Source organism: Serratia symbiotica (assembly GCF_000821185.2).
Classification (GTDB): domain Bacteria; phylum Pseudomonadota; class Gammaproteobacteria; order Enterobacterales; family Enterobacteriaceae; genus Serratia; species Serratia symbiotica.
The window spans coordinates 17819-38139 of sequence record NZ_CP050855.1; the positions used below are offsets into that span (position 1 = coordinate 17819).

Consider the following 20321-nt stretch of genomic DNA (forward strand, 5'->3'; position numbering starts at 1 on the left):
ACCTGTAATGTCCTGAGGTGAGCATATCACCTCTGTTCAGGTGGCCAAATTCAGTGTGCCACTACACAGACGTAATTTTAGCGCCGAGTTTCGTCTCGAAGCTGCCCAGCTTGTACTCGATCAGCATTACACCGTTGCCGCCGCTGCTACGGCAATGAATGTCGGCAAATCCACGATGGATAAGTGGGTCCGCCAGTTGAAAGAAGAGCGAGCGGGAAAATCACTCATAGCTTCACCCATGACACCTGAGCAGATTGAAATACGCGAGCTGAAGAAAAAACTTCAACGCGTTGAAATGGAAAGAGATAGATTAAAAAAGGCTACCGCGCTCTTGATGTCAGACTCCCTGAACAGTTCTCATGAGTTGAGAAACTCAGGGCGTGGTTTCCTGTTGCCGTTGTGTGCAACGTGTTTGGGGTTCATCGCAGCAGCTACAAATACTGGCGGCAGCCAAAAAAGCCTGATGCCACACGGGTGGCATTACTCAGTCTTGTCGGTGAAAGTTATCGCGAAAGTAACAGCTCCGCAGGCGCACGTAATATTGCCGCGATGGTCACGAACAAAGGTGTAAAACTGAGCCACTGGCGGGCAACAAAGCTGATGAAAGAACTTAATCTCATCAGCTGTCAGCAGCCTGGTCATCGATATAAGAAGGCGTCTAAGGAACACGTAGAGATCCCCATATATTAGGCGTCAACTACCTTGGCCGGCGCATTGACTCAGTATTTTTGTTACCCAGCGCGCACTGTTGCCTCACCAAAATTGTTACTTTGGCTGTGTGATAAAAATCAGCCAGAGGTGCGCCTATGAATAATGTATTGTTGCCTATGGATACCCGTCGCCAACTGCTGCGGGCGCTGAAAACACGCTATCAGGTAGCCAGCAAAGCTGAGAAAACCCGGATCCTCGAAGAGTTCATACTGATCAGCGGGTATCATCGTAAATCAGCAATCCGGTGGCTGAACGGTGCCGTCACCAACGGTAGTCCGCAGCGTCGCTCAGCCCCGGCTCGTTCGGTCTATGGCGCAGCTGTTCAGCAGGCTCTGATTGTCCTCTGGGAAGCTTCAGACAGCGTCTCAGGGCGTTACTGCCGCAGCTCATACCGGCGATGGAGAAACACGGGCACCTCAGTCTGAATCCGGCACTCCGCGAACAACTTCTGAAAGTCAGTGCATCGTCCATCGATCGCCTGTTGAAAGAAGCACATACCACCGCAGGTAAAAAGCGTAACCGGGTGGTTAACCACGTCAGTAAAAGTATTCCGGTCAGGATGTTCACCGAGCATGAACGGCATTCTCCGGGATTTATGGAGATGGATCTCGTGGCACACTGTGGCCGACATCTCTCTGGCACCTTTTTGTGGACGCTGTCGATGACTGATATCGCCAGCGGATGGACTGAATGCGTGGCGTTACCAGCACGTAATGCTGAGTTGATCATCCGGGCAGTTGATAATGTTCAAAAAAATCTGCCATTTCCGCTGCTCGGCCTTGATGTTGATAACGGAGCTGAATTTATCAACGAGGCTTTATTTGAATACTGCTCTGCCAGATGTATCGCGCTGACACGTTCCCGGCCATACCGAAAAAACGATCAGGCCTGGATAGAGCAAAAAAATGGTTCTGTGGTCAGAAAGCTGGCGGGATATGGTCGTCTTGACGGTGAACCTGCAGTAAAAGCGATGAACCAGATGTATATGGCTAATCGATTATTTATTAACTTCTTTCAGCCATCGTTCAAGCTTCTGGAGACGCAACGTATTGGCGGGAAAACGGTTCGCAGGCATGACGCTCCCAAAACGCCCTATAATCGCCTGATAGAGCTGCATACCCTGCGTGCTGAGCTTCGGGGTCATTTTGACGATATCATCCACGCACTTGACCCATTGAAGTTGCTGGAAGCCATTCGACTTTCTCAACACCAGTTGGCGCGAATAGCTGTCGGGGATCCCGTCGAAGACAAAAACAGCGATTTAACCACATTTTTGCAGGGCCTCTCCGTAGCCTGGCAGGAAGGAACCGTGAATCCTTTACATCATCCTGCACCATCAAAACCCGGCCACTGGCGAACCCGGGCAGATCCCGTCGCTGACGTCTGGAACGAAATAGAATACTGGTTGAAAGATGAGCCGCAGCTGGGTAGTACCGAATTACTTCTCAGGCTTGAAGACCTGTATCCGGGGAAATTTACTGAAGGCCATCGCAGAACACTGCAACGCAGGTTACAGGAATGGCGGATCAAGGTGGTCAGAGAATTGGTGTACGGAACTCGTGCTGACGGTAACATTTTAGCTGAAGCAAGAAAGTAACATTAACTGGTGAGGCAACGCGTAGGTAAGGGAAAATGCAACATTAAATAAATTTATTAATAATTCAAAAAATTGTGTATAAAATTTTTCAATAATAATTATTTCAAATCATATTGAAATAATTATTATTGAAAAAGAAACATATATTACAACAAGTTATGAGAGAAAATTTTTCATGGTTGAAATTTGATAAATTCACCTCATTTATGGTAAAACTTTTTCACAACAAAATGTTATCTTTTTTGTTGTATGACATAAATCAAGTTACTAACTTAAAGGATGGTAAAATGAATAATTCTACGATCAAACCGACTAAAAAACTGAAAGTAAAACGTGTTGATGTGACCAAACTTAAAGAGCAACAGAAAAAAGTTCTGTCGTGTGGCATGACCTGTGGTGCGAATTAATTAAATAGTTCCAATGTTGTAGGGTGGCGATCGATTGATCGCCATTTCTAACTTAAGGAAAAGTCATGATAACAATTGATCCAGAGATAAAAAAACTATTACACAGTTGTTCTGCCATGAATGCGATAAGAATGGCTACTGGTTCTTTTCATGTTTTTTTCCTTTTTTCAATGGGAGTTTCAATCTCAGAAATAGCCATTTTGCAAATGGTTTTTAGCATATCTATTTTTGTATTTGAGTTGCCAACCGGAATATTGGGTGACAAGCTAGGTGTAAAACAAAATGTAATTCTATCTTGTTTTTTCTATGCTCTATTCTTTCCGTTATGTACGTTTGCTCCGAACATGTATTTACTGGTTATGGCCGAAGTTTGTTATGCGCTTGGCGCATGTTTTTTTTCTGGTGCAGATAGTACATGGATTAAGGGGTTAGTCGATAGGCTGCCAGGCGAAAGTCGTGAGTCTAATATATATCACCATTACATGTCATATGTAAGAGAAGTAAATGCATTAATGAATTCTGTATCAGGTGTCATTGGTGTAATTATTGTTGTACTAATTGGAAATTATAGCGCTGCGTATTACTTATGCGGTGCATCATTTATCTTTTTGGTATTCGCTTTCAGCAAAATAGATTCAGTAAGTGAAAAGAAATATGTACAAAACATTAAAGAAAAATTTAATGTTTACTTGCATACAAAAAATGCCTTACAGCTGTTAGTGTCAACAAAAGTTGGTATTTACTATATATTAATATGCGGGTTAGTCGTGGCAGCAATGCAACCCGTATTTCATTTCTGGCAACCATTCATTTTAAATCAAAATGAATTATTGAATAATGCTACAAAGAATCAAGAGATCGTGATTTTAGGCGGATGTTTTTTCTCTTACTCATTTATAAAATATCTCTTCAATAGATATTTTATGAAAACTCTATTGACTAGATACAACCCGATGAAAATAACTTTATTGGCGACTATTTTTGCGGCTATATCTATGCTTACACTGATTTTAATAAAGGGACAATGGCTTCCAATAGTGATATTTACTATGTTCCATAGCTTCTTTTCAGTCCCGATGAGCCAATTTGACTCTGAGTTCTTTAAACACTTAAATAATAATAATAACTCAAACACTGTTTTATCTATTGTTAGTTTACTTGCACGAGTTTTTGGTATTGTATCTCTTCTCATCATAGGGGTTATGGCAAAAAGCTTACCTCTATCATCGGCGTTTGTGTTTTCTTTTATTTGTATATTAAGTGTGATTCCGGTCACTATCGCATGGATAAGATATATTGATAAAAATGAAGAAAACAAAGATGGAATCATTGGAGTTGCGGAATGAAAATTCAATTAAATAGATCTCTTCCAATAAAGTATGTAGAAGCAGAAAATAAAATTGTATGCGGTCAAACCTTTATGGACATAACGGAGATAGAAGACTGCCCTGCATTCTTACTTGAACTTCTTGAGGAACTGAACATTCCAGCAGAATTTGACTATGTTGCCGAAAGATACAATCAGTCAGCTTCTGAAGAAGCTTATAATATAAACGAAATTCTCAACAACTTGATTGAGGAAAAAATAGTATCATATACTTGGGAGCAAGATCGTTATGATAGGCATAGATTGTTCTTTGAACTATCAGGAATGAATCAGGCAGATTCAATGAATACCTTGAGAGACGCAACCGTTGGGATCATTGGAACTGGGGGCATCGGTTCCAATGTTGCGACTCTTTTAGCTGCAGCCGGTATCGGTTGCCTAAAAGTTAGTGATGGCGATTTAATTGAAGAATCTAATTTAACTCGTACGACTACTTTTAAGGAATCACAGATTGGCACGCTTAAAATTGATTCTTTAAAGGCGAATTTAGCTGAACAAAATAGCTTTTGCGAAGTTCATACTTTGACACATCTCCTCTCCAGAGATAAATTACACGAGTTTATCTCTTTCTTTTCTGACTGTGATATTCTTGTTTTATCAGCAGATCCAAGTAATGCATTTGAATTAATTGGGAGGTTGCATAGTGAGATCAACATCCCCGTTATTAATGCTGGCTATTTAGGAAGGATGGGATTAGTTGGCCCAATTATGGATGCACATTCAAAACCAGGGTTCGAACAACTGTTTAATAGAGATGTATTTGAGAATATAAATACTACTATTAGAATAAATAAAAAATATCAAGCTCCATCATATGGGCCATTAAATTATATAGTTTCATCAATATGTTCACACGAAGTAATAAAATTTATTACCACAGGAAATAGTATTCTTAAAGAGAAAAGGCTAATAATTAATCCGGATAATTATGAAACGCTAGTTTATGATTATAAAAAAGATCTAAACTTAAATAGTCCTACGCAACATTATCCAGACAATGGAACAACCGATCAATTTGATATAATTGCAGATTTTTATAAAAATCATAGAGAGGGCGCAAGTTTAAATAGAGTGATTCTCGATGACTATGTAAAAGAGGTAATACTCAAAAGAGAGTATGCTACTGCGTTGGACATAGGCTGCGGAATAGGCACATATAGTCGAATGCTCGACCTTTGTTCTGCTCGAGTTGTAGCATTGGATACTAATAAAAAAATGCTGGATGTTGCCAGAGAGAAAGGTGGGCAGATTGAATATATTCAATGTGACTTAATTGAATATGAAAGTGATAGCTTGTTTGATTTTATTATCTTGTCCTTAGTGCTAGATCATATAAATGATTATTGTTCATATATAAAAAAAGTTAGGTCCATTTTGAGCAGAGAAGGTAGAGTTCTATGCATAGTACCGAATCATGTAAAAGACTCGTGCACTAGCCATCAGAATGACAAAATGGTAATAGAAAATTACTTCTACGAAGGGGTTCAAACTAAAAGTAGACTTGACGAACATGGCAATTTTTTATGTGAGCTTAACTCTTTCAAAAGAAACCTATCAACCTATGTAAATAGTTTTATCGATGCGGGATTCTCATTGGTATCAATTAAAGAGCCACGGCATCCTGATAAGATGCATTTAGGTCATAACTTTCCTTACTTCACAGTATTGGAGTTTAAATATGGTAATTGATAATGTATTTATTAATAAAGACCAAATGAAGTCATTTGAGTTTAATGAAGATGTATGCAATGTTTTTGATGATATGGTTTTACGAAGTGTTCCAGAATACGAAGACATCCAGGATTTAATCTCATTGATGTTTGATTCTTTTCATTAGAAAAAATATTTCTTGATGTAGGGTGTTCTACCGGTACAACAATAAATAAGCTGTTATCGCAGACGCAAGTCAAGCATTGTTACGGAGTCGATGTTTCTGCATGCATGCTTGAAAAAGCAAGATAAAAGTGTGAGCCTTACAAAGAAAAAGTGACATTAAGTAATCATAACTACCTAAGTGGAGAAAATAAAACTATCTGCGACATCATGAGACCTGATTTTGTCATTCTAAATCTTGTACTTCAATTTATACGTCCACCAGAAAGAGAGGGATTTATAAAAAACATAAAATCATCATGTTCCGATCAAGTCACAATGATTGTCTTCGAAAAGATTATATTTGAGGATCCTGTTATAAATGCCACCTACATTGAATCGTACTTAAAATGGAAATATAGCAGAGGATATTCTAAGACTGAAATTGAAAACAAAAGATTAGCTCTAGAGAATAAATTGATACCATATCTTGACTCTGAGAATATAAAATTATTTAATCGCTGTGGTTTCAGTATGGTCGAGAATTGTTTCTCCTTTTTAAACTTTCGAGGATATCTATGTCGTTGCTAATAGCGGATGTTTTAAATGACAGAATTTATGCAAAGATCAGTGAACACGAAGCTATTCATATTGAGCCGGCCTCACTTATTAGTGAACATATATTTCATGAAGTGAAACATAAAAACCGGACTATTATAAGAAAAATAAACGATGTAATTCAAGAGGAATTCGATTTAAAAATAAGCCAGGATATTGACGAAGTACTTTTAATTAATGAAGATAAGTATAATCTGCAACAAAAAAGTATAAAGGCATTTTCTAATGTGAAGTGTATATATGCACATAGAGGGCGACATTGGTTCGATATCTTTGATGAATATGACGAAAGCTTCACAGAAGTATTGAGTCAGTACTTAAAAACCTATAATATTCATAATCTTGATGGCCTGTATTTGATTTTTGAAAATGCAAATGTGACCAGTGATAATGACTTAAGTATTAAGCTAGCAAATTTCCTAAAAACAATTCAGGACAACCTTGCGCCTAATTTGCTTAAAAAAATAACAGATGAAAAGTGGCGTTTTATAATAGATGGGGTTGAACTTTACCTACTTGTTTTCTCAAATCATTACCCAATAAATCACTCTAGGTATTTACCCCTTAACAATACCATTTCATTTCTTGTTCAACCAGATCAAACCTTTGATCGGTTTGCTGATAATGATTCTAATCTTATAACAAAAGATAACAAAGAAAAAATTAGGGAAAACTATAAAAAAGAGGGGTGTACCTACAATTATTCACTTTCTGAGTCAAGTGACCATAGAGCTAAATTTATAAAATCAACTGATACTATTAATGTTATAAATTGGTGGAGAAACTAGAAATGTCTACTAACAATATCAAAAATACTGATTTACTGAAATTATCCTATCCTGATTTCCTTGGTTTTTTTGGAGTGGACAACACTCCTCCAGGAGGAAACGTAACATTGGAAAGCTGGATAAAAAATAGCGAGATAAACAAGGAGTCTTATCTCCTTGATTTGGCATGTTCAACAGGATTTTCATCAAGAAATATATCGTTAAAAACTGAATGCCGAGCAGATGGAATAGATATATCGCCTCCATCGATTGAATCAGCAAATGCTTTAGCACTTAAAAATGGGATTGGTGCACGAGTAAAGTTTTCTGTTGCAAATGCGGAAAGCATTCCATTTTCTGATAACACTTTCACTCATATTACTGCGGGCTGCTGTTTTGGCTTCATTTCTGGTAAAGAGACAGCATTAAAAGAATGTCCTAGAGTTTTGCGAAATGATGGGTATTTGTGCATATCACCTTTCTTTTATGAATTAACACCGGATAGTGAGCTAATTGATATGGTAGAAAAGCATATAGGGTATCGTCCAGATACAGATAGAGATTATGATTATTGGTATAGATTTTTCAGTGCACGATTTCATCTTATCAGTGAGGAGATTTTTGATTTACCTATTTATACAGATGATGAGATCGAGTCAATTACACGAATAGCTATTTGTAGTAAGGAAAATTTCTTGATGTTAAGCCAAGAACAGCAACAGATTTCATTTGATAGATATTATAATACGCGTGTACTGCTCAATGAGCATGCTAAATATCAGTCAATTGCATTATGGACCATGAGAGCTAAATAATGGCTATTGAATTCAATGATTTAATAAAAACACACAATAAAGAAAATTATTATTACATTATGGATCTAGATGCTATAAGGAAAGCAACGCGCAAATTAAAATCTCATTGGGAGTATTTTTTTCCTGAGTTGGAGATTGCATACTCTTATAAAAGCAACAACTTATCAATGGTGACAAAGTTAATGCTTTTTGAGGGCTTGTCTGCCGAAACGGTATCGTTACACGAAATAAAACTTGCTTTGGATGATGGGTTCGCAGGCGAGTTTATTTATTTTGATGGGCCAGTTAAACTAAATAACGAAATTGAGTTCGCCATATCAAAAGGTATTAAAATACAGTGTGATAACACTCTTGAGGTAGAGAGAGTTATACTCATTTCCAACCATATTAAAGTAAAGCCAAAAATATCATTCCGTCTAAGCACCGATTATAAATCGACGGGGTTATCTCGTTTCGGAATGAGTCGGGATGAATTTCATGAGTCATTGTTATTACTCCAAGAGAATGGTCTTCATCTTTGCGGGCTTCACTTTCACTCAGGGTCCAATCTCACATCTCATGACTATCTGATAAAAGCATTGGAATATTATTCAAATGAAATCTCTAAGGTGAAAGATATCATACATTTTATCGATATTGGAGGAGGTTATCCTGCATCCACTGCAAATTGTGATGCTGTTTTGGTCAATAATAATTATCCAAAGCGTGTACGCGAAGCACTTTTAAAACAAGGTATAGACATCAATAAGGTTAGTGTTGTAATTGAGCCTGGTAGAATCTTAACTGAAGATTATGGATATCTAATTTCCGGAATCGCCTCAGTAAAAGAACGTAATGACATTAATATTATAACCATATCGGCACCAGGTACAAATGTGAGATCTGCGCAGTATCATAATAATAGATTTGCTTTTATCATTCCTCAGAGAGAGGAATGCATTGAAACTAGCTTAGCTCATGTTTTTGGTTCTAATTGCTATGAGTCTGATATTATTGCGATGAACATGTCAATACCAGTTGATCTTTCTATTGATGACAAGGTGCTAATATCATCATGTGGTAGTTATGATATAATGAATTCATCAAGTTGGATTAGAAGTAAACCTAAGTTAATTGTTATCTCTAACGGGGAGTGCTTTCATGATAATTACAGACCTGCCTGAAAAACTTATTGCGGGGCAAAAAGTAAAACTATTAGCTCCAGATGTGTCGTATTGCCGCGATGTCTATACACTTATTTCTAATTTTTCTAAAGTGCATTTCGAGTTCCTTTTATGGTCAAATTCAGAACACTCTATTGAGACCTGTTATAAAAATCTTGAAATTGCCTCAACTAATTTCAGGAATGACAAGGATGAATACAGATTCTTGATTATGGATATTAAGTCAAATAATTTAGTTGGATGCATTAGCTTATTTATTGTAAACCCTAAAATACCTTTTTATGAAATCGGTTATTGGGCTTCAAGTCAATTAATGGGTAAGGGGTTTGTTACAGAAGCCTGTATTTTAGTAAGAAATATTGCTTGCCATTATTTAAAGTGTCAAAGATTAGAGATAAAGATGGCTAGCAGGAACGTACGAAGTGCAAAAGTAGCTCTTCGTACAGGATTCCAGTTGGAGGCTAGCCTGAGGAAGCATCGATTGGATGGCTTTGGCTATATTGATGATACTTGTATATATAGCTACCCTATATAATAACATTTATCGTCATCCGAGTAAGTTAATCATTAGTGTCGAACATATCTATCAGGTCAGAAATCTCTATATCTATAAATTAACTCTTTAAAAGAGTGGTGCCGAGCTGCAAGTGCGCTAAATAATGATGGTCGGCATCTCTTCCCTCAGTAGACCGAGCCAGTACACCGTGACAAAAAAGTACATCCGCAATGAGCGCCTTTGTTGGGTTGGACAAATTTTTACACATTACCGTATAGGGTCTCGATTGATGCAAGGATATCTGTTCTCTGATACTTCCGGCGTCACTCCCCCCCTCTGTCAGGATAGTTGTCACCCCCAATTGAAAATCTAAATGGGGGCAATGGAGCCTGATATGAAACGTTATTCACCGGAACGTAAAGCCGCAGTATTGGCAAAATTATTGCCGCCTTACAACATGACCGTCTCCTTGCTGGCTCAGCAGGAGGGGATTTCTGACGCAACCCTGTATAATTGGCGTAATCAGGCCAGACTGGAGGGGAAACCGGTGCCCGGAGCCAATAAAACTACTGAGCAATGGTCGAGCGAAGCCCGTTTTGCCGTCATTGTTGAAACCGCCACGCTCAGTGAGGCGGAATTAGGGGAATACTGTCGTCGCAAAGGACTCTATCCACAGCAAATAGCACAGTGGAAGCAGGCTTTTATCGAACAGAATAACGATAGCCCTGCAGATAAAGCGCAGTTAAAGCAACAGGCTAAAGAAAACAAATAACTTAAACGTGAACTGGCGCGAAAAGAAAAAGCGCTGGCGGAGGCTGCTGCCTTGCTGGTACTGCGAAAAAAGCTCAACCGTTACTACGGGATGGAAGACGAGGACGACTGACGCCCGTCCTTGAACGCGTGCAGTTTATCCAGTGGATACACGGGAGGCGATGAACCGGGGGACCCGTCTGGCTCCGGCCTGCCGGGAAGTGAATATCAGCCTGAGAACCTGGAAGAGATGGCACAGACAGGCCGAAGACCGGCGTCCTGCCGCAGTACGTCCGACCCCGGGCAATAAACTGACGCTGGCGGAGGAACAGCAGGTACTGGCCGTGTGTAACTAGCCGGAATACGCCAGCCTGCCCCCTGCGCAGAGCGTGCCGCGTCTGGCGGACAATGGCATCTATCTGGCGAGCGAATCAACGTTTTACCGGATACTCCGGCGCCATGGTCAGGTTCATCATCGCGGTCGTAGCCGGGCGCCGGTAACCATCAGTAAGCCGACCATACCATGCCACTGCGCCCCGTCAGGTCTGGACCTGGGATGTGACGTGGTGCGCGTCACGGGTACGAGACCGTTATTTTTATCTGTACCTGATAGAAGATATTTTTAGCCGGAAAATCGTTGGTTATGAGGTTCATGAAGAGGAGAACGGTGAGCACGCTGCCGCGTTGCTGCACCGTGCCGTGCTGCGAGAACGATGCTACCGGCAACCGCTGGTGGTGCATGCCGACAATGGTGGGCCGATGAAGTCCCAAACGTTAAAGGCAAAACTGAAAGAACTGAATATCACGGGTTCGCACAGTCGGCCTCGGGTCAGTAACGACAATCCGTTCGTGGAGTCATTGTTCAGAACGTTAAAATATGTGGCGGGCTGGCCGTCAGCGGGCTGCACGGGACTTGATGAAGCCAGACGATGGGTTGAACGCTTTAGCCGCTGGTATAACGAAGCGCATCGGCATAGCGGCATCGGTTATGTCACACCGGAACAGCGCCACCAGGGACAAGATATAAGCCTGCTGGCAAACAGGAAAGCGGTATATGAAGCGGCGAGGAAAGCCAGACCGGGTCGATGGTCAAGGCAATGTCGTCAATGGCAGCGTGAAGGCGTGGTGATGTTAAATCCGGATAAGCCACAAAACGCATCAGAAAAAGCAGCCTGAAAACTCATTAAGGGTGACAACTTCGTTGACAGCTACCGCTTGTTGCATATTCTGCATTTTATCACCGAGCACAATCGTATGAGAAATCATCCTTCCAGGATGTTCGGGTAATGAATCATATTGTTGGTGCAGGCACGTTCAGGCTCATAGAATCACCATATATATCATCTACTTACACAATTGATGGTTCTTTAAAATATGTTTATTAGGTTCTTAAAAAAGGGTATCTCATGGTAAATATCATAAACAAAAAATCTTTATTCATTCTATCAATGATGGCTTGCAGTACAAGTTATGCAGCTTCTTTTGATTGTAATAAAGCATCTTCAGATGTGGAAAAAATGATTTGCTCAGATCATAAGTTAAGTCGCTTGGATGATTATCTATCCCAAAACTACAAAATAGCTATGGGTCCTGATATGCCTGAAGAATCAAAATCTAAGATTATAAAATCTCAAATAGATTGGATTAACAGGAGAAATGCTTGTACCGATATTCAATGTGTTGAAAAAATGTATTCTAAGCAGATGGATTACCTTTGGAACGAATGCTTTGATCATATTAGTGGTAAAATTGAATATATTAAATTTTCCGAAGCAATAGACAAGATAAAAAGAGAGCTAGATTCTCAAGAATACAATAAAACTCATAAGAAGTTATCACAGAAATATCTAATAAGAACGCTGTTAAAGTTTATCAATTAGGGTTTAATAAAAGGCAATTGGAATCTACTTTATTTTTAGATGGGTTTGGAAGTTATTTTGAATACCATACATTAAGAGAGTGTCTGTCATTGATTTATGAACTTCCAGATTTAACATCATTAGAGATGATCAATTACAAAGGTTATGCTGGATTTAAAATAAAAACAACAGGGAGACCTTCTTCTGGCTTTATTTTTAGAGAAGAAAATGGTGAGATTTATTTAAATGGTCTCGTATCTGGCGATAAAGTTATTGAGGCTACTACCGAATATGACATGCGTGAGTTTGCTCGTATATTATTGAGCTATACAAACTATGTACTGGATAATAATAACGTTAGGGATTGATATAATATTTAATAAAAAAACATGGTTTTAGGTGTATTAGTCGCGACTTGATCTGACACATAACCTTGAAAGGTTGAGAGTTACCGGTTTTGATATGGGTGTCAAATCCTTATACAAAACACGAGGTAACTCTCATGCTTCAAACTACCAATCCCGTCATCAAACACAAAACAGGTTTGCTCAATCTGGCCGAAGAACTTAGCAACGTCTCTAAAGCCTGTAAAATCATGGGTGTCTCCCGTGATACGTTTTACCGCTATCGCGAACTGGCTGATGAAGGTGGAGTGGATTCGCTGATAAATCGTAGTCGTCGGACTCCTAATCTCAAGAACCGCACAAACGATGCCACCGAGTGCGCTGTGGTTAATTATGCCGTTGATTTCCCGGCTCACGGTCAGCACCGGACCAGCAACGAGCTGCGTAAACAGGGTGTTTTTATCTCAGGAAGTGGCGTTCGTTCTGTCTGGCTGCGCCACAATCTTGAAAACTTCAAAAAGCGTCTGAAAGCACTGGAAGAGAAAGTGGCCCGTGAGGGTATCGAACTGACTGACAGCCAGATCGCAGCACTGGAACGTAAAGCCAGCGATGACGAGGTCTGTGGAGAAATTGAAACCGCTCATCCGGGTTATCTGGGCTCTCAGGACACGTTCTACGTGGGTAGTCTGAAAGGTGTCGGACGCATTTATCAGCAGACGTTCGTTGATACCTACTCAAAAGTCGCGCACTGCATGCTGTATGTCACCAAAACGCCGATTACAGCGGCAGAGCTGCTAAATGACCGTGTGCTGCCATTTTATGCATCTCAGGGCCTGCCAATGCTGAGAATACTGACCGACAGAGGCACAGAGTACTGTGGCAAAGTGGAGCAGCATGATTATCAGCTTTATCTGGCGATAAATGACATCGACCACACGAAAACCAAAGCGAGGTCACCACAGACGAACGGCATCTGCGAGCGGTTCCACAGGACGATATTGCAGGAATTTTATCAGGTGGCGTTCCGCAAAAAGCTGTATGGCGAACTCGACACATTACAATCGGATCTTGATGAATGGCTGGCTCACTATAATAATGAGCGAACCCATCAGGGGAAAATGTGCTGTGGCCGGACGCCAATGGAAACGTTACTTGATGGAGAACGCATCTGGGCTGAGAAAAATTTAAACCAGATGTAATCTGACAGACACCTGTATAAATAACCGGTAACTGTCAGATCAGGTCTGAGCTAATACACCTTACCTAAGGTGATTTCTCGTCTCTTAGAGCCGATTGTGTATCGAAGCATCCAATACGGCTCACCTTTAGGTGGGACTTTCAGATACAAACCACGCCCATCTCCATACTTCCCCGGTTCTCTTGCTTTGATGAGAGCCTGAACCGTCCTGACAGTGAGTGAGGCCATATACCTATCCTGATGAAAAATCGTTGTGGGGGGTATATGGTTATAAACTGCCAGATGAGACTAGTAAAGCAAAAGCGCTCCCCGTTCTACTCCCCACTTATTGGTGGTTTTTAATGTATCTAAGTGGTCTTTAATAGACTACGGTTTGCATAAAAAAGCCCATTTAACATGGGCTTATGGATTTTGGTGGACTTTGAAAGAATTTACTCGATATTCTGAATCTGTTCGCGCATTTGCTCGATTAGCACCTTCAGCTCAATGGCGGAGGTGGTGACATCAGCATTGATCGATTTGGAAGCCAGCGTGTTCGATTCACGGTTGAACTCCTGCATCATAAAGTCGAGGCGACGACCCACGGCTTCTTTTTTCTTCAGGATGTTGTGTGTTTCCTTCACGTGCGCTTCCAGGCGGTCCAGCTCTTCGGCAACATCGATGCGCTGTGCCATCAGCACCAGTTCTTGCTCCAAGCGGGTGTTTTCCAACTGCACTTGGGCTTCTTCCAGTTTGCTGACCAACCGCTCACGTTGCCACTGTAAAATGTTTGGCATCTGGGTGCGCACTTTGACCACTTCGGCACTGACACCATTGAGGCGTTGCTCGATTAGGGCTTTTAGCTCGGTGCCTTCTCTCTCGCGCGCAGCGATGAAGTCATCCAGTGCGCCGTCCAACGCCTGCATCAACTCGCCGCTGATGGCGTCCAGATCTTGCTCCGCAGCGGACATCACGCCTGGCCAGCGCAGCACGTCGATCGGGTCGATTTCCCCTTCGTCGCTCTGCATTTTCACCCAATTGGCGGCTTCGACCAGTTGCTTAGCCAGTTTTTCGTTCAAGATCATCAAGCTTTGTGCGCTCGGATCCAGCTCGAAGCGCAGATTGCACTCGACTTTGCCACGGGTCAAACGGCCACGGATACGTTCCCGGATCACCGGCTCTAGGCTGCGGAATTGTTCCGGCAGGCGGATATAGGTTTCTAAGTAGCGCTGGTTCACGGAACGCAGTTCCCATGCTGCGCTGCCCCATGCGCCCTTGATTTCACGCCTGGCATAGGCAGTCATACTACGGATCATTGTCGTACCCAATAAAAAAGATGAGGCGATTATAGCGTTGCCGCTGCGGGTAGGATAGGCATTACGTCATCAAGCCCGTATAATATGCAGCCAACAGTTGATTTGAAGCCGGAGAAAGCCCATGCGCCCTGTAGGCAGAGCACCACAACACGTTCGCCCACTGACATTGACCCGTCACTATACCAAACATGCTGAAGGCTCCGTGCTAGTTGAGTTTGGCGATACCAAAGTTTTGTGCACCGCCACGGTGGAGGAGGGTGTGCCACGCTTCCTGAAAGGCCAGGGCCAGGGGTGGATCACCGCTGAATACAGCATGCTGCCGCGCTCCACTCACAGCCGTAATGTGCGCGAAGCTGCCAAAGGCAAACAGGGTGGTCGTACACTAGAAATTCAACGCCTGATCGCCCGTTCGTTACGCGCCGCAGTGGATCTGAAAAAGCTGGGTGAGTTTACCATCATCCTCGACTGTGATGTATTACAGGCTGATGGTGGCACTCGCACCGCTTCCATTACTGGGGCCTGCGTGGCGCTGATTGATGCGCTGAATGCACTGGTCGCTAACGGCAAACTGAAAGCTAACCCGATGAAGGGTTTGGTGGCGGCGGTTTCCGTCGGCATCCTCAACGGTGAAGCGCTGTGCGATTTGGAGTACGTTGAAGACTCCGCCGCCGAGACCGACATGAACGTGGTGATGATGGAAGATGGCCGCATGATCGAGGTGCAAGGCACCGCCGAAGGTGAGCCGTTTAGCCACGATGAACTAATGGCATTATTGACGCTGGCTCGGGGGGGCATCGAGACCATCTTCCAGGCGCAGAAAGCGGCGCTGGCGGGCTGATTGTTTCAGGCGACTGAGAAGTAACTTATTTAATGATTTAATGTGCTGAAAAAAAAGGAATTATTTTAATCAGTGTCCACTGATTGACCACATCGACATGAAGCCCCGCATTGCGGGGCTTTTCACTTAGTTACTCTTCTGAGCCGCATATTTCTCTATAGGATGCCAAGTTAAATTGTCCAAAATATGTAGAATTTTCATTATAATTTAATAGGTTACCTCTTTAGAGAAAAACCTTTTGATTTCATGTTTATTCCCGGCATAAACGCCGAGTAACCTGCATATCGAAACCATTTTTGCATTAATCTGACCGCAAACTTAGCCATTGACTGTGCCTTCAGGCTAATCTTAGTTTGGCACAAAACGAATGCACCTAGATTTTGAACTGTCAGTGTCTTTAGTATCAGCAGCTAATACTTCTTGCGCCAGCCCTAATGCTTTCTCCGCACCCAGCTTACACCTAACGAGAGAGACCAAGGCTATTAATAACATCACTTTTTCATATCCTATCATCGCTATTATTGTGCGAACTGATGCTATTAAAGATATTTTTTCTAGAAAAGCGTTTTACCTGAATGTGCCCCCGTACTTACTGGATATTGGGGGCATTTTAGTAGTGGTCAGAGAGCTAAATTAAGCTGGTCTCTGCCATAGTGGGACGCTGGGAAGGCATCGCGAGGAATGAAATCGGGCGGTAACGGGGCTGTGCCTGCACGCTTTGTTACTTCCCTTTCCACGCTATTTAGCGTGGTGAATGACCGGCTACACTCCAGATTCTGGCACTGGTGATATTGCCGGATTGTCATATCGGTAATTTTACGGCTGGTACGGGTGCGGGCCATTGCACCGCAAAAAGGACATCTGAACATAATGATGGCTCCCCTGTGGGAGTTGAACTCCATTTCATTTTATTCAGTTTCCGCTATCCAGTCAGGTATTTTTGCTTCCAGCTCCAGCCGGGTGGTAAAACCGCTGTCGTCTATGACGTGTTCAGCACGCGCAATGATCCAGTCCTGATTATCTATTTCATCCTTAAAACCGCTAACCGTGACGTGCATTTCTGGATAAAGCTCAGCGCGGCCACGCGCCAAGGTGATCGAAAACTCTGCTGCGCCACGCTGAAGCTGTTGCCACTTTGCCGCTGCCGCACGTTTCGCCGCCTCTTCATTCTGGTAAGTTTTGCGCAGCACATAGACGTTACCGTCTGCGCCCTCCATGTAATCGCCCTCACGGCTGCTGCTCTTCTCTTTTTTGGGCTTTGCAGGCTTGCGGCGCTTAACGCTGACCTTTTTCTTTTTGCCAAAATTCAGATCTAGCCAGTAAGCCCGAACGCCGGTATACGCATCCCGATCGGCGATACGGAAGCGGTGCCGGTCGCCACTTGTGCGGTCAATACTGGCAGAGGGGAGCGCCCTACCGTCAGCGGTCACACCGCCACCCGGCAGGATAAACAGCAGACTACCGTTCTTGACGGTGGCAATTGCACCCAGCATGTCCGCCATGCGGGTCAGGAAAGACATATCGCTTTCCTGCGTCTGGTCGGCGTGGTCAATCTCAATATCCATGAGCATTTCACTGATCTGCGTTTTCAGTCCGTAGCGATGTGCAATGGCCGACACGACGCGCTCAACGGTCACGTCATGCCATGAGACTTCGCGCTTTACGTTGAACTCTTCACGAAAATCAGCACTGCGGGCAGTAATGCCAATGGTATCTGCCGGGCCTTCGTGGGATACCTCATCAACCGTATACAACCCCTTATAAATCAGCGGTTCACCCAGCCAGCCAAATGATACGGCAAGCTCAGCGCCGCGCGGCGGCAGTGCAACCCTGCCATCAGTATCATCAATGGATATTGACAACTGATCAGCATCAAAGCCCCTGTTGTCCGTCAGTGACAACGACATGATCCGATCATCAAGCTGCGTCAGTACCTTGCCGCCCATCGTAATGCTGAATCCCGGACTTTTCACCGCCTCGGTAAGTGAATCGTTATAACTGCTTACGGCGTCGTTAAGTGGTTTGGTAAGGTCTGTAAGTGCCATGTTTCCCCCTTCTTCCGGCGAAGGATCCCACGCGCGCGGTAGAGACCAAACCGGTTTTAGTTGTCGCTGTCCGGCCAGACCCGCAATAGCGTGAGTGGTGGTCAAACATGGGGGATTATCACTGCGAACTCAATAACGTAATGGTGGAAACTATGGCGGGATCTCGCTTTCATGGTGCCCGCATCCGGGAGAATACCGACCTTGTGGTGGCTATCAATGACATTGAATCCAGTGTCATTGGGATTGTCGCCGTGGCGGATGATGCCGATGCGGAAGCCTTTCCCCTGAATACCCCCGTGTTAGTGACACGGGTTAACAACATGCTGGGTAAGGCGGGTAAAACCGGCTCCCTGTACAAAACGCTTAAAGCCATCGCTGACCAGACCAGCCCGAAAGTGATCGTTGTGCGCGTGGCAGCGGCTACGGAAGAGGAAGGCGGTAAAACGCAATCTCAGCTCATCATGGGTGGCACGGCAGAAGACGGCAGCTATACCGGCATGTACGCTTTCCTGACGGCTGAACAGAAGGTTGGCTATCGCCCGCGCATTCTGGCCGTGCCGCACTACGATACGGAAGAAGTGACATCCGCTCTGTGTGGCATTGCGCAGAACCTGCGGGCGTTCGTTTATGCCGGGTGCCATGAGTGCAAAACGATGGCTGAAGCTATTGCCTATCGTGCGAACTTCGCCTATCGCGAACTTATGCTTATCTGGCCTGACTTTATCGCTTACAACCCGGTGTCCGGGAAAAATGAAGCGTTCCCGGCCCCGGCTTATGCGTGCGGCTTGCGCTCGCTGATTGACAACAATCAGGGCTGGCATAAGTCACTTTCAAACGTGGCAGTTAATAACGTGCTGGGGATTTCGCGTGATGTTTTCTGGTCACTTCAGGCCGAAGACAGCGACGCCAACGAACTGAACAACAAGGAGGTCACAACGCTTATTAAGCGTAATGGCTTCCGGTTCTGGGGCAACCGTACCACGGACACTAAAGACTATATCTTTGAAGTGTTCACCCGTACCGCGCAGATTCTGGCTGACAGTATTGCAGAAGCGCAATTCGAAGCTGTTGATGCACCGCTGACCCCGACCAACGCCAAAGACATTGTGAGTGGTATCAACGGCAAGCTCAGCTCGCTTGTCACGCAGGGGCGGCTAATTGGTGGTGAAAGCTGGTTCGATATCATCGACAACCCGACAACCGGCCTTCGTCAGGGCCAGGTGCGCATTCGCTACAAATACACGTCGATCCCGCCGATGGAAGATCTGACGATGTACCAGACCTTCACTGATGAATACTTTGAACCTGCGTTCTCTTCGCTGGGAGGTGCATAAATGGCTGTCCCTCATAAACTGCGCCTGTTCACCTGCTTTGTGAACGGCAGCAACTGCATTGGCAAAGTCTCTTCCGTGACGCTGCCAAAGCTGACGCGCAAGACGGAAGACTTTCAGGGCGGCGGGATGATTGGCTCCGCTGCGGTAGATCTCGGTCTGGACAGTGGCGCACTGGATACCACGATGGTGGTTGGCGGGTTGGTTCAATCGCTTCTGCTGAACTACTGCGGCGATATCGACGAGACCCGCTTCCGCTTCGCCGGTGAGTATTACACCGATGGCGAAAGCCTGCTGGTTGAGGTCGAGCTGCGCGGCCGCATCACCGAAATGGACGGCGGCGAAAGCAAGCAGGGAGAAGACACCTCCGTCAGCTACACGATGAAGAACACCTATTACAAGCTCACCATCGATGACAAGCCGTTGTTTGAGTTTGATCTGCTGAACTTCATCTACAAGAAAGACGGCAAAAATATCTACCCTGACCGCATCACGTCTGCGCTGGGAATGGGTAACTGATTAACCTGATAGTGGCGGCACACCCGTGCCGCCCGGAGCATTCAACAATGAGCAAAAAAAATGATAACGCCATTACGCTGGCAAAACCCGTTGTTCGCGGCGATGAGAAAATTACTCAGGTAACGATCACGGATGAGATCAAACAGGCTGGCTCACTGCGTGGGCTGAAGCTGGTCAACGTGATGAATATGGATGTGGATTCGGTGGCGGTACTGCTGACCCGCGTCACGTCACCACGCCTCAAGCAGACCGAAATCAACGAAATGGATACCCGCGATTTTGTCAGCCTGTCTGAAGCGCTTGTCCCTTTTTTGACGCCTGCGGGGTCTGGAGCGTCGAACGAGGCGGAGACGGAGAATCAGTAACACT

At 43.8% G+C, this 20321-nt stretch carries 21 protein-coding genes and 2 pseudogenes; 19 read left to right on the top strand and 4 right to left on the bottom strand.

Annotated elements, in window-relative coordinates:
- Window positions 1-55: 55 nt before the first annotated feature.
- From SYMBAF_RS00085 to SYMBAF_RS00150, 15 genes and pseudogenes are all read left to right on the top strand, one after another.
- Window positions 56-681: pseudogene (locus tag SYMBAF_RS00085) on the top strand (transposase); the annotation flags it as partial.
- A gap of 125 nt (window positions 682-806) precedes the next feature.
- Entirely contained in the window at window positions 807-1136 is a 330-nt protein-coding gene (locus SYMBAF_RS00090; RefSeq protein WP_052447656.1) for a hypothetical protein, read from the top strand.
- A complete protein-coding gene (locus SYMBAF_RS00095) occupies window positions 1109-2308 on the top strand; it encodes an integrase catalytic domain-containing protein (RefSeq protein WP_052447657.1) in 1200 nt (399 codons plus the stop codon). The genes SYMBAF_RS00090 and SYMBAF_RS00095 overlap by 28 nt, the downstream gene beginning before the upstream one ends.
- Window positions 2309-2436: 128 nt before the next feature.
- Window positions 2437-2715 (top strand): hypothetical protein, encoded by a 279-nt coding sequence (locus SYMBAF_RS00100; RefSeq protein WP_152609058.1) that lies wholly within the window; start codon window positions 2437-2439, stop codon window positions 2713-2715.
- 65 nt (window positions 2716-2780) lie between these two features.
- Complete coding sequence (locus tag SYMBAF_RS00105; RefSeq protein ID WP_237162896.1) at window positions 2781-4061, top strand: MFS transporter; 1281 nt, start codon at window positions 2781-2783, stop codon at window positions 4059-4061.
- Window positions 4058-5791 (top strand): ThiF family adenylyltransferase, encoded by a 1734-nt coding sequence (locus SYMBAF_RS00110; protein WP_185899909.1) that lies wholly within the window; start codon window positions 4058-4060, stop codon window positions 5789-5791. Before SYMBAF_RS00105 ends, SYMBAF_RS00110 begins: the two co-directional genes overlap by 4 nt.
- 198 nt (window positions 5792-5989) lie before the next feature.
- Entirely contained in the window at window positions 5990-6064 is a 75-nt protein-coding gene (locus tag SYMBAF_RS17390; protein ID WP_237162976.1) for a hypothetical protein, read from the top strand.
- A gap of 428 nt (window positions 6065-6492) precedes the next feature.
- Window positions 6493-7320, top strand: coding sequence for a YqcI/YcgG family protein (locus SYMBAF_RS00120; protein ID WP_185899910.1), 828 nt, complete (start codon window positions 6493-6495; stop codon window positions 7318-7320).
- Window positions 7321-7322: 2 nt separating this feature from the next.
- Complete coding sequence (locus SYMBAF_RS00125) at window positions 7323-8114, top strand: class I SAM-dependent methyltransferase (RefSeq protein ID WP_185899911.1); 792 nt, start codon at window positions 7323-7325, stop codon at window positions 8112-8114.
- Window positions 8114-9277 carry a type III PLP-dependent enzyme domain-containing protein gene (locus SYMBAF_RS00130; RefSeq protein WP_040264090.1) on the top strand — a complete coding sequence of 388 codons (1164 nt, stop codon included), beginning with the start codon at window positions 8114-8116 and terminating at the stop codon, window positions 9275-9277. The genes SYMBAF_RS00125 and SYMBAF_RS00130 overlap by 1 nt, the downstream gene beginning before the upstream one ends.
- Window positions 9255-9812: a GNAT family N-acetyltransferase gene (locus SYMBAF_RS00135; RefSeq protein ID WP_040264088.1), complete on the top strand. Its 558-nt coding sequence runs from the start codon at window positions 9255-9257 to the stop codon at window positions 9810-9812. The genes SYMBAF_RS00130 and SYMBAF_RS00135 overlap by 23 nt, the downstream gene beginning before the upstream one ends.
- Window positions 9813-10167: 355 nt before the next feature.
- Window positions 10168-11699: pseudogene (locus SYMBAF_RS00140) on the top strand (IS3 family transposase).
- 230 nt (window positions 11700-11929) lie between these two features.
- A complete protein-coding gene (locus tag SYMBAF_RS17395) occupies window positions 11930-12403 on the top strand; it encodes a lysozyme inhibitor LprI family protein (protein WP_237162898.1) in 474 nt (157 codons plus the stop codon).
- A 17-nt stretch (window positions 12404-12420) separates the two neighbouring features.
- Entirely contained in the window at window positions 12421-12750 is a 330-nt protein-coding gene (locus tag SYMBAF_RS17400; protein ID WP_237162900.1) for a hypothetical protein, read from the top strand.
- A gap of 134 nt (window positions 12751-12884) precedes the next feature.
- Entirely contained in the window at window positions 12885-13925 is a 1041-nt protein-coding gene (locus tag SYMBAF_RS00150) for an IS481 family transposase (RefSeq protein ID WP_040264086.1), read from the top strand.
- 50 nt (window positions 13926-13975) lie between these two features.
- Here SYMBAF_RS00150 and SYMBAF_RS17405 read toward each other — a convergent pair whose 3' ends face one another.
- Complete coding sequence (locus SYMBAF_RS17405) at window positions 13976-14152, bottom strand: Arm DNA-binding domain-containing protein (RefSeq protein WP_237162902.1); 177 nt, start codon at window positions 14150-14152, stop codon at window positions 13976-13978.
- A 203-nt stretch (window positions 14153-14355) separates the two neighbouring features.
- Window positions 14356-15219 (bottom strand): YicC/YloC family endoribonuclease, encoded by an 864-nt coding sequence (locus SYMBAF_RS00155; protein ID WP_040264084.1) that lies wholly within the window; start codon window positions 15217-15219, stop codon window positions 14356-14358.
- 121 nt (window positions 15220-15340) lie between these two features.
- Between SYMBAF_RS00155 and rph the strand changes: the two genes are divergently transcribed.
- Window positions 15341-16057 (top strand): ribonuclease PH, encoded by a 717-nt coding sequence (gene rph / locus SYMBAF_RS00160; RefSeq protein WP_006709062.1) that lies wholly within the window; start codon window positions 15341-15343, stop codon window positions 16055-16057.
- A gap of 620 nt (window positions 16058-16677) precedes the next feature.
- Here rph and SYMBAF_RS00165 read toward each other — a convergent pair.
- Entirely contained in the window at window positions 16678-16926 is a 249-nt protein-coding gene (locus SYMBAF_RS00165; RefSeq protein ID WP_064767481.1) for an ogr/Delta-like zinc finger family protein, read from the bottom strand.
- 39 nt (window positions 16927-16965) lie between these two features.
- A complete protein-coding gene (locus SYMBAF_RS00170; protein WP_040264082.1) occupies window positions 16966-18102 on the bottom strand; it encodes a phage late control D family protein in 1137 nt (378 codons plus the stop codon).
- Between the two features lie 152 nt (window positions 18103-18254).
- On the opposite strand from SYMBAF_RS00170, the gene SYMBAF_RS00175 reads away from it, so the two are divergent.
- Genes SYMBAF_RS00175 through SYMBAF_RS00185 form a run of 3 tightly spaced genes read left to right on the top strand, consistent with a single transcriptional unit; the run spans window position 18255 to window position 20317 of the window.
- Entirely contained in the window at window positions 18255-19436 is a 1182-nt protein-coding gene (locus tag SYMBAF_RS00175; RefSeq protein WP_040264092.1) for a phage tail sheath subtilisin-like domain-containing protein, read from the top strand.
- Window positions 19437-19952 carry a phage major tail tube protein gene (locus SYMBAF_RS00180; protein ID WP_006117904.1) on the top strand — a complete coding sequence of 172 codons (516 nt, stop codon included), beginning with the start codon at window positions 19437-19439 and terminating at the stop codon, window positions 19950-19952.
- A gap of 47 nt (window positions 19953-19999) precedes the next feature.
- Window positions 20000-20317 (top strand): phage tail assembly protein, encoded by a 318-nt coding sequence (locus SYMBAF_RS00185; protein WP_040264587.1) that lies wholly within the window; start codon window positions 20000-20002, stop codon window positions 20315-20317.
- Window positions 20318-20321: the final 4 nt, after the last annotated feature.

Coding starts and splice junctions, on each gene's coding strand:
- SYMBAF_RS00090 (WP_052447656.1), top strand. CDS start 807: ATGAATAATGTATTGTTGCCTATGGATACCCGTCGCCAACTGCTGCGG.
- SYMBAF_RS00095 (WP_052447657.1), top strand. CDS start 1,109: ATGGAGAAACACGGGCACCTCAGTCTGAATCCGGCACTCCGCGAACAA.
- SYMBAF_RS00105 (WP_237162896.1), top strand. CDS start 2,781: ATGATAACAATTGATCCAGAGATAAAAAAACTATTACACAGTTGTTCT.
- SYMBAF_RS00110 (WP_185899909.1), top strand. CDS start 4,058: ATGAAAATTCAATTAAATAGATCTCTTCCAATAAAGTATGTAGAAGCA.
- SYMBAF_RS00120 (WP_185899910.1), top strand. CDS start 6,493: ATGTCGTTGCTAATAGCGGATGTTTTAAATGACAGAATTTATGCAAAG.
- SYMBAF_RS00125 (WP_185899911.1), top strand. CDS start 7,323: ATGTCTACTAACAATATCAAAAATACTGATTTACTGAAATTATCCTAT.
- SYMBAF_RS00130 (WP_040264090.1), top strand. CDS start 8,114: ATGGCTATTGAATTCAATGATTTAATAAAAACACACAATAAAGAAAAT.
- SYMBAF_RS00135 (WP_040264088.1), top strand. CDS start 9,255: ATGATAATTACAGACCTGCCTGAAAAACTTATTGCGGGGCAAAAAGTA.
- SYMBAF_RS17395 (WP_237162898.1), top strand. CDS start 11,930: ATGGTAAATATCATAAACAAAAAATCTTTATTCATTCTATCAATGATG.
- SYMBAF_RS00150 (WP_040264086.1), top strand. CDS start 12,885: ATGCTTCAAACTACCAATCCCGTCATCAAACACAAAACAGGTTTGCTC.
- SYMBAF_RS17405 (WP_237162902.1), bottom strand. CDS start 14,152: ATGGCCTCACTCACTGTCAGGACGGTTCAGGCTCTCATCAAAGCAAGA.
- SYMBAF_RS00155 (WP_040264084.1), bottom strand. CDS start 15,219: ATGATCCGTAGTATGACTGCCTATGCCAGGCGTGAAATCAAGGGCGCA.
- rph (WP_006709062.1), top strand. CDS start 15,341: ATGCGCCCTGTAGGCAGAGCACCACAACACGTTCGCCCACTGACATTG.
- SYMBAF_RS00165 (WP_064767481.1), bottom strand. CDS start 16,926: ATGTTCAGATGTCCTTTTTGCGGTGCAATGGCCCGCACCCGTACCAGC.
- SYMBAF_RS00170 (WP_040264082.1), bottom strand. CDS start 18,102: ATGGCACTTACAGACCTTACCAAACCACTTAACGACGCCGTAAGCAGT.
- SYMBAF_RS00175 (WP_040264092.1), top strand. CDS start 18,255: ATGGCGGGATCTCGCTTTCATGGTGCCCGCATCCGGGAGAATACCGAC.
- SYMBAF_RS00180 (WP_006117904.1), top strand. CDS start 19,437: ATGGCTGTCCCTCATAAACTGCGCCTGTTCACCTGCTTTGTGAACGGC.
- SYMBAF_RS00185 (WP_040264587.1), top strand. CDS start 20,000: ATGAGCAAAAAAAATGATAACGCCATTACGCTGGCAAAACCCGTTGTT.